The 8,617-nt window shown below is 60.3% G+C and carries 6 protein-coding genes and 1 rRNA gene; 5 read left to right on the top strand and 2 right to left on the bottom strand.

Annotated features, from left to right (window positions below; all coding sequences use genetic code 11):
• Nucleotides 1-207 precede the first annotated feature (207 nt).
• A 5S ribosomal RNA gene (rrf, locus tag LSO07_RS28145) occupies nucleotides 208-320 on the top strand.
• A 223-nt stretch (nucleotides 321-543) separates the two neighbouring features.
• On the opposite strand, the gene LSO07_RS28140 is transcribed toward rrf, so the two are convergent.
• Entirely contained in the window at nucleotides 544-1,116 is a 573-nt protein-coding gene (locus LSO07_RS28140; protein ID WP_225317447.1) for an acyloxyacyl hydrolase, read from the bottom strand.
• A 147-nt stretch (nucleotides 1,117-1,263) separates the two neighbouring features.
• Between LSO07_RS28140 and LSO07_RS28135 the strand changes: the two genes are divergently transcribed.
• A complete protein-coding gene (locus tag LSO07_RS28135) occupies nucleotides 1,264-2,112 on the top strand; it encodes an NAD(P)-dependent oxidoreductase (protein WP_231773026.1) in 849 nt (282 codons plus the stop codon).
• A gap of 1 nt (nucleotide 2,113) precedes the next feature.
• Here LSO07_RS28135 and LSO07_RS28130 read toward each other — a convergent pair whose 3' ends face one another.
• Nucleotides 2,114-3,307 (bottom strand): M20 aminoacylase family protein, encoded by a 1,194-nt coding sequence (locus LSO07_RS28130; protein WP_151097485.1) that lies wholly within the window; start codon nucleotides 3,305-3,307, stop codon nucleotides 2,114-2,116.
• A 206-nt stretch (nucleotides 3,308-3,513) separates the two neighbouring features.
• Here LSO07_RS28130 and LSO07_RS28125 point away from each other — a divergent pair, with 206 nt between their 5' ends.
• From LSO07_RS28125 to LSO07_RS28115, 3 genes are all read left to right on the top strand, one after another.
• On the top strand, nucleotides 3,514-5,589 hold the full coding sequence (locus tag LSO07_RS28125; protein ID WP_151097482.1) for a molybdopterin-containing oxidoreductase family protein: 2,076 nt from the start codon (nucleotides 3,514-3,516) through the stop codon (nucleotides 5,587-5,589).
• A 2-nt stretch (nucleotides 5,590-5,591) separates the two neighbouring features.
• A complete protein-coding gene (locus tag LSO07_RS28120) occupies nucleotides 5,592-6,641 on the top strand; it encodes an aminopeptidase (protein ID WP_151097478.1) in 1,050 nt (349 codons plus the stop codon).
• Between the two features lie 275 nt (nucleotides 6,642-6,916).
• Nucleotides 6,917-8,599 carry a long-chain fatty acid--CoA ligase gene (locus LSO07_RS28115; RefSeq protein ID WP_151097475.1) on the top strand — a complete coding sequence of 561 codons (1,683 nt, stop codon included), beginning with the start codon at nucleotides 6,917-6,919 and terminating at the stop codon, nucleotides 8,597-8,599.
• Nucleotides 8,600-8,617 lie beyond the last annotated feature (18 nt).

The following is an 8,617-nucleotide window of genomic DNA, read 5'->3' as shown; positions in this document are numbered from 1 at the left end:
AGGCTGGGTGTGGAAGTGCAGTAATGCATTAAGCTAACCAGTACTAATTGCCCGTACGGCTTGTCCCTATAACCTTAGCAGGTACAGAGGATAAGACGGTACAACGTTGCGTGTGTGTTGATACTACCAGTCATTACCCCAATCTTTGCTTCTTCCAGATTCATGGCCTTGTCGTCCTACAGGAGACAAGCGCCAGTACAAGTTATGCCTGATGACCATAGCAAGTTGGTCCCACCCCTTCCCATCCCGAACAGGACCGTGAAACAACTTTGCGCCGATGATAGTGCTGCAACCAGTGTGAAAGTAGGTTATCGTCAGGCTTGTTATTCGCAGTAAGAGAAAAACCCCACCGGTATCCGGTGGGGTTTTTTTTCGTCTGGACATTGACGAGGCAACCCAACAGCAAAGGCTGGGGTCAGACCCCCTTGCGCGTTGGCGTCGAATCTGGCGTTGGCGGTGTGGAGGGTCTGACCCCGGTGGTTCGGTTCAGCAGGCGTAAAAAAAGGCAGCGCTATGCGCTGCCTTTGTCATGTATCACAACCATTAAAAATGATAAGCGACTTTGACGTTCAGGTAATTGACGCCGCTATTGGGTTTCTTGTAGCCGCCGTTCGAGAAATGCTGGATCTTCGCAGCGACTTCCCATTTGTTATTGAAGACATAGCCGACGCCGATATGGTCGCCGAACTGGAAGTGGGTCGACAGGCGGTCATCATCGTTGTTGTACAGTTTCGACAGCATGTGCACGCCGATGCCGGCTTCCGCATAAAAACCCAGCTTATTCGTATTTTCAAAACGGAAAACGGGGGTAAAGCCCAGGTCCCACAGTTTTTGATGCTGGCCAGGGACATTCTGATAGCTCTTGGCATCCCAGCCGCCAATGCTGGCATCCCAGTAACCGCTCAGCTGCGTGCCATTCGATACGAACCAGGCCTTATCCCAGTTCGAGGTCACGCCGGCGCGTACCATTTGTACCTTCACGCCCTTGGCATATTCGCCGTAGACGGAGTCGATCAGTTTGCCGTCGGCGGCAAAGCCGGCATTGGCCGCCATCAGCGCGGTCACGGCGGCGATGGATTTGAGGAGATTCTTCTTGAAGAACATAGAGGCTTTCATCGTAAAATTGGCCGATAGGCTGTTGTCTTGTTTGCGCAGACGCAAGCTTGCTTTGCCTGCCGCTTTCGCCACTTGTTGATCTCAGGGGTTCAATTGACATTCTCTACAAAAATTGCATTTCTCGGTATCGGTCTGATGGGGGATCCGATGGTCCGGCGCCTGCTGCACGCTGGATATTCTGTCACAATTTGGAATCGCACGCACAGCAAGGCCCAAGTCCTGCGTGCGGCAGGCGCGCAGCCCACCGTTTCCGTGGCTGAGGCGGTCAATGGCGCGGACGTGGTCATCTCGATGCTGGAAGCCGGTCCCATCGTGGCGCAGGTGCTGCAGGACGCGTTGCCGGCCCTGGCAACTGGGGCGCTATGGATAGACATGAGTTCCACCAAGCAATCAGAAGCCCAGCAATTTCATGCCATCTTGCACGCGGCAGGCCATGCCTTCATCGATGCGCCCGTGTCGGGCGGCGTCGGTGGGGCCCAGGCAGGCAACCTGGCCATCATGGCTGGCGCCAGCGCCGGCGATTATGCGCGCGTGGAGCATATCTTGACGGCCATGGGGCGCCCGACCCTGGTGGGACCGGCCGGCAGTGGCCAGGTCGCCAAGTTGTGCAATCAGCTGATCGTCGGTGCCACCCTGAATATCGTGGCCGAGGCGCTGTTGCTGGCACAGGCGGCCGGCGCCGATGCGAGCGCCGTACGGGCAGCGATCCGTGGCGGTTTTGCCGAAAGCAAGATTTTAGAGGTGCATGGCCAGCGCATGCTGGAGCGCAATTTTGTTGCTGGCGGCCAAGTGAAGAGCCAGGTCAAGGATATGCACAATATCCTCGCGGCGGCCGAGGCTGCACACGTCACCTTGCCGGTGACGCAACTGGTGACGCAGCGCTATGAAAGCATTGCCGCCACCTACCCGACGGCGGACCATGCGGCAGCCTTGCTGGCCCTGGAAGCGTTGAATCCGGGGCAGCGCCTGGGCACCGGTCCGGATAAGCTGGGATAAATCAAGCGACGGGCAGGCTCGCTTCGGCCAGCTTGACCCAGAAACTGGCACCGATGGGCAGCAGCTTGTCGTTGAAGTCGTAGCTGCCATTGTGCAAGACGCACGGACCCAGGCCATGGCCACCATCGCGGTGCTCGCCATCGCCATTGCCGATGAAGATGTAGCAGCCGGCCTTTTCTTGCAGGAAGAAAGCAAAATCTTCCGCGCCCATGGTCGGCTCGACATTCGCGTTGACCTTGTCCGCGCCCACCACGCTTTGCATGACTTCGACGGCAAACGCCGTTTCTTTCGCGTGGTTGATCAGCGGCGGATAGTTGCGCTTGAAGTGAAAGTCGACCTCCGCGCCAAAGGCGGCGGCCGTGTGCACGGCGATTTCGCGCATGCGCTCTTCGATCAAGTCCAGCACGGGCGTGGTGAAGGTGCGCACGGTGCCGACCAGGCTGGCGTCATCGGGAATCACATTGGTGGCGCTGCCCGCATGGATTTGCGTGATCGATAGTACGGCCGTGTCGAGCGGGCTCTTGTTGCGCGTGATGACGGTTTGCCAGCTTTGCGCGATTTGCACGGCCACCATGACGGGGTCGATGCCCTTGTGGGGCTGGGCCGCATGGGCGCCCTTGCCTTTGACGGTGACGTGGAATTCATTGCTTGACGCCATCATTGGCCCCTCTACCACGCTCAGGGTGCCCGTTTCGGCGCCCGGCCAGTTGTGCATGCCGTAGATGGCATCCATGGGGAAGCGGGTAAACAAGCCGTCTTCGATCATTTCGCGCGCGCCGGCGCCGCCTTCTTCTGCCGGCTGGAAGACCAGATACACGGTGCCGTCGAAATGGCGGTGTTGCGCCAGGTAATGGGCGGCGCCCAGCAGCATGGCCGTGTGGCCGTCGTGGCCGCAGGCGTGCATCTTGCCCGGATGGCGTGAAGCATGCTCGAAGGTATTCATTTCCTGCATCGGCAAGGCATCCATATCGGCGCGCAAGCCGATGGCGCGTGTCGAAGTACCATTTTTGATGATGCCGACCACGCCAGTGCGGCCCAGGCCGCGTACCACGGGAATGCCCCATTCTGTGAGTCTAGCGGCGACCACGTCCGAGGTGCGCTGTTCTTCGTAGCACAGCTCGGGATGCGCGTGCAGGTCGCGGCGGATACCTTGCAGCTCGGATTGAAACGCCAAGATCGGATCAACTAGTTTCATGGGACTCTCCTGTGGATGCTGGCACGCAGCAATGTATGGCGCGCCGGACCGCGCTCGTTTGATCAAAAACAGGCGCGGCTAATAGTGCATTGTAGCCCTTGTTTGCCGGGTAAATCCAGCGCACGGACGTGCTTGCCACGGCGCCAACAGCAAGCGCGCGGAATGGTTTACAGTATCGCCTTCCCCCAACGTTTTCGGATTGCCCCATGACCACCACCCAAGTGCGCGCCGCCTGCCCGCTCGATTGCCCCGATACCTGCGCCTTGCTGGTCACCGTGACCGATGGGGTGGCCACCGCCGTCAAGGGCGATCCCGACCATCCGACCACGGCTGGCGTGCTGTGCACGAAGGTGTCGCGCTTCACTGAGCGCACCTACCATGCGGACCGGCTGCTGCATCCGCTGCGCCGCGTGGGCAAGAAGGGGGAAGGCCAGTTCGAGCGCATCAGCTGGGAAGATGCATTGCAGATCATCGCGGCGCGCTTGAAACCGATCGCCGCGCGCGATCCGCAGGCGATCTTGCCGTACAGCTACTGTGGCACCATGGGCCTGGTGCAGGGCGAATCGATGTCGTCGCGCTTCTTCAACCAGCTCGGCGCCTCCCTGCTGGACCGCACCATCTGTGCCTCGGCCGGTGCCACCGGCTACCGCTACACGGTGGGCGCCAGCATCGGCACGGACATGGAGCAGTTCCAGAACGCGAAATTGATCATTATCTGGGGCGGCAACCCGATCGCCTCGAATTTGCACTTCTGGATGCGCGCGCAAGAGGCCAAGCGCAATGGCGCCACCTTGATCGCCATCGACCCCTACCGTTCGCTGACGGCCGAAAAGTGCCACCAGCATATCGCCTTGCTGCCGGGGACCGATGCGGCCCTGGCGCTGGGCTTGATGCATGTGCTGATCACCGAAGACCTGATCGACCATGACTATATCGCGCAGTACACGATCGGCTATGCTGAACTGAAACAGCGGGCCCTGGAATGGCCGCCCGAGCGCGTGGCCGAGGTGTGCGGCATCACGGCCACTGAAGTGGTGGAACTGGCGCGCCTGTACGGCCAGGCATGCCGCTCTGGCGAGGGCGCCGCCATCCGTGCCAACTACGGCGTGCAGCGCGTGCATGGCGGCGGCATGGCCGTGCGCAATATCGCCTGCCTGCCCGCGCTGACGGGCGCCTGGCGCCATCCGGCCGGCGGCATGCAGCTGTCGAGCTCGGGTTCCTTCCCCGTCAACCGCAAGGCGCTGCAGCGCCCGGATTTATTGAAAGGCACGCCGCGCACCATCAACATGAGCACCATCGGCGACGATTTATTGAAAGCAAGCTCCGCCGAGTTCGGCCCGCAAGTCGAAGCCGTGATCGTCTACAACTCGAATCCCCTGGCGGTGGCGCCCGATTCCTCGAAAGTGGCGCAGGGATTTGCCCGCGAGGATTTGTTTACGGTCGTGCTCGAACACTTCCAGACCGATACCGTCGATTACGCCGACATCGTGCTGCCCGCCACCACGCAACTGGAACACGTCGATGCGCATTCCACCTACGGCCACCTGTACATGATGGCGAACAATGCGGCCGTCGCGCCGCTGGGCGAAGCGAAGGCGAATACGGAAATCTTCCGCTTGCTGGCGCAGCACATGGGCTTTGATGACCCGTGCTTCCAGGAAAGCGACGATGCGCTGGCGGCCAAGGCGTTCGATGCGACGGATGCGCGCGCAGTGCATTTCGACTGGGAATCGCTGAAACGCACGGGCTGGCAAAAGCTGGCCATGGCCGAGGCGCCATTTGCCGAGGGCGGTTTCCCCACGCCATCGGGCAAGTGCGAGTTCTATTCCAGCGCCATGGCGCAGGCGGGACTCGATCCCTTGCCGGCGTATATCGCACCGCACGAATCGCAAGCCAGCAATCCAGCGCTGGCGGCCCGCTATCCGCTGGCCATGATTTCCCCGCCGGCACGCAATTTCCTCAATTCCACGTTCGTCAACGTCAAAAGCCTGCGCGCGGCCGAAGGCGAGCCGCACCTCGATATTCATCCTGACGATTGCGCCGCACGCGGCATCGCGGCCGGCGACATGGTGCGCATCTTCAATGACCGCGGCAGTTTTATGGCCAAGGCCAGGGTGACGGACAAGGCGAGACGGGGCCTGGTCGTGGGCTTGTCCGTGTGGTGGAAGAAACTCGCCAGCGACGGCAAGAATGCCAATGAAGTGACCAGCCAGCGCCTGACGGACATGGGCCGCGCGCCGACCTTCTACGATACGCTGGTCGAAGTGGAAAAGGCCGCCTGAGCATGGCGCGCTGGCCGGCCCGCTTGCTTGTCGGCATGCTTTGCCTGCCGCTGGGAGGCTGCACGCAGCTGCGCTACTACACGCAAGCGGCGCAGGGGCAATATGCCTTGTGGTCGGGCGCGCGGCCCATCGGCGACTGGCTCGACGACCCGGCCACCGAGCCGCGCCTGAAGGTGCGCCTGGCCAAGGCGCAGCAAATTCGCCGCTTTGCCGTCAGCGAGCTGGACTTGCCCGACAATGGCAGCTACAAGAATTACGCCTCCCTGCGGCGCCCGTTCGTGCTGTGGAACGTGGTGGCCACGCCGGAACTGTCGCTGCAGCCGCTGCAATGGTGTTTTCCCATTGCCGGCTGCGTCAATTACCGCGGCTATTACAGCAAGGACGAGGCGCTCGCGTATGCCGACGAACTGCGGGCCCAGCATTACGACGTGCAGGTGGGCGGCGTGCCCGCGTATTCCACCCTGGGCTGGTTCGACGATCCCCTGCTGTCGACCTTTATCAATTACAACGATGCGGAGCTGGCGCGCCTGATCTTCCATGAACTGGCGCACCAGGTGGTGTACGTACCCGGTGATTCGGCCTTCAACGAGTCGTTTGCCAGTGCCGTGGAAGAGGCGGGCGTGCAGCGCTGGCTGGCGCGCGAGGGCAACGACGCCATGCGCGCGGCGTACGCCCAGTACGCGGCGCGGCGCCAGGATTTCCTGGTCCTGCTGCTGAAATACCGGGGTGAACTGGAGTCGGTGTATGCGAGCGACGCCAGCGATGCGGACAAGCGGGCGCGCAAGGCGCAGGTGTTTGCGGCATTGCAAGACGCGTATCAGGTCGTGAAGACAAACTGGGGTGGTTTTGCCGGTTACGACCGCTGGTTCGAGCAGCCATTGAGCAATGCGCACCTGGCTTCCGTGTCTACCTACAATGAATTTTTGCCTGCCTTCAAAAAATTGCTGGAAGAAAAAAAGAACTTTCGTGCTTTTTATGCTGCAGTGCACACAATGGCCCAGATCAAGAAGCCTGAGCGCAGGCAGGCGCTGGAACAATTGTCCAGCCCCTGACCCGTAAAGATTGTCTCACACGTCAGGGCAAACGATCCTGCAACAGTGTATTTGGCATGTTGCATTGCAGCATAAAATACCCCTAGAGTTGCCGCTCGAATACTGTTGAAAGCGCTTGCATGGAAGCCCGGCGCCCGATAGCATCGCATTAGTAGCATAGAGCAATTGCTCGTGAGAATGCTCAAACTGACTGCAGGACGACAGAATCCGCAGCAATGATCCGCGCCGGCAGGGTGCGCCGGCTCCCCACGATTATTCGAGACAAGAGGCACAGGATGGACAAAATTTGGCTGAAGTCGTACCCGCCCGGCGTACCTGCCGACATCAATCCTGATCAATATCGTTCGCTGGTACATTTGCTGGAAGAAGCGTTTCAAAAATATGCGGATCGCAATGCCTATGTCTGCATGGACAAATTTCTCACCTATGCCGAACTCGACACCTATTCGCGCCAACTGGGTGCCTGGCTGCAAAGCCGTGGCCTGAAGAAGGGCGCGCGTGTCGCTCTGATGATGCCAAACGTACTGCAGTATCCGGTGGCCATTGCCGCCGTCCTGCGCGCCGGTTACACGGTGGTCAACGTCAATCCGCTATATACGCCGCGCGAACTCGAGCATCAGCTCAACGATTCGGGCAGCGAAGCCATCATCGTGCTGGAAAACTTTGCCCATACGCTAGAGCAAGTGCTGGGCAAGACGGCCGTCAAGCACATCGTCGTCGCCAGCATGGGCGAAATGCTGGGCGGCTTGAAGGGCATGATCGTCAATTTTGTCGTGCGCAACGTCAAGAAGATGGTGCCCGCGTACTCCTTGCCGAATGCCATGCGTTTCAAGCAGGCGCTGGCGCTGGGTAGCCGCATGAAACTCACGCCTGTCGAGCTGAGCATCAATGACGCTGCCTTCCTGCAATACACGGGTGGCACGACGGGCGTGTCGAAAGGCGCGACCTTGAGCCACCGCAATGTGATCGCCAACGTGCTGCAGAGCGAAGCGTGGTCGGGCGCGGCGCTCGACCAGAACAGCAAGGAGCAGCTGATCATCGTCTGCGCCTTGCCGCTGTACCATATCTTTGCCCTGACGGCGTGCGCGATGTGGGGCACGCGCGTGGGCGCGCTGAATATCCTGATCCCGAATCCGCGCGATATCCCGGGCTTGATCAAGGAGCTGGGCAAGTACAAATTCAACCTGCTGCCAGCGGTCAATACGCTGTATAACGCGCTGGTGAACCACCCCGATTTCGCCAAGCTTGATTTCTCGGGCTTGAAGATCGCCAATGGCGGCGGCATGGCAGTGCAGCAAGCCGTCAACGACAAGTGGCTGCAAGTGACGGGCGTGTCCATCATCGAAGGCTATGGCCTGTCGGAAACGTCGCCTGTCGCTACCTGCAACCGCGCCGACAGCACGGCGTTCTCCGGCACCATCGGCTTGCCGATTCCGTCGACCGATATCGCCATCCTCGACGATGACGGCAAGGAAGTGCCGCTGGGGCAGACGGGCGAAATCGCCATCCGCGGCCCGCAAGTGATGAGCGGCTACTGGAACCGTCCCGATGAAACGGCCAAGGTCATGACGCCCGATGGATACTTTAAATCCGGTGACGTGGGCATCATGGATGAGCGCGGCTACGTGAAGATCGTCGACCGCAAGAAAGACATGATCCTCGTCTCCGGCTTCAATGTGTATCCGAATGAAGTGGAAGCCGTCATCGCGGCCCACCCGGGCGTACTCGAGTGCGCCTGCGTGGGCGTGCCGGACGAACACTCGGGCGAGGCCGTGAAAGTATTTGTCGTGCGTAAGGATCCGAACCTGACCCAGGCAGTGCTGGCCGCGTACTGCAAGGAACAATTCACAGGCTACAAGCGGCCGAAATACATCGAATTCCGCGATGAACTGCCGAAGACCAACGTCGGCAAGATTTTGCGTCGCGCCCTGCGTGACGAAACGAAGATAGCAGCATAAACAGTGTGGGATGCGCCA

The organism is Janthinobacterium sp. PLB04 (assembly GCF_021165895.1).
Classification (GTDB): Bacteria; Pseudomonadota; Gammaproteobacteria; order Burkholderiales; family Burkholderiaceae_D; genus Janthinobacterium; species Janthinobacterium lividum.
Note: the sequence above shows the minus strand (reverse complement) of the source record. Positions and strands in the feature narration are given on the sequence as shown.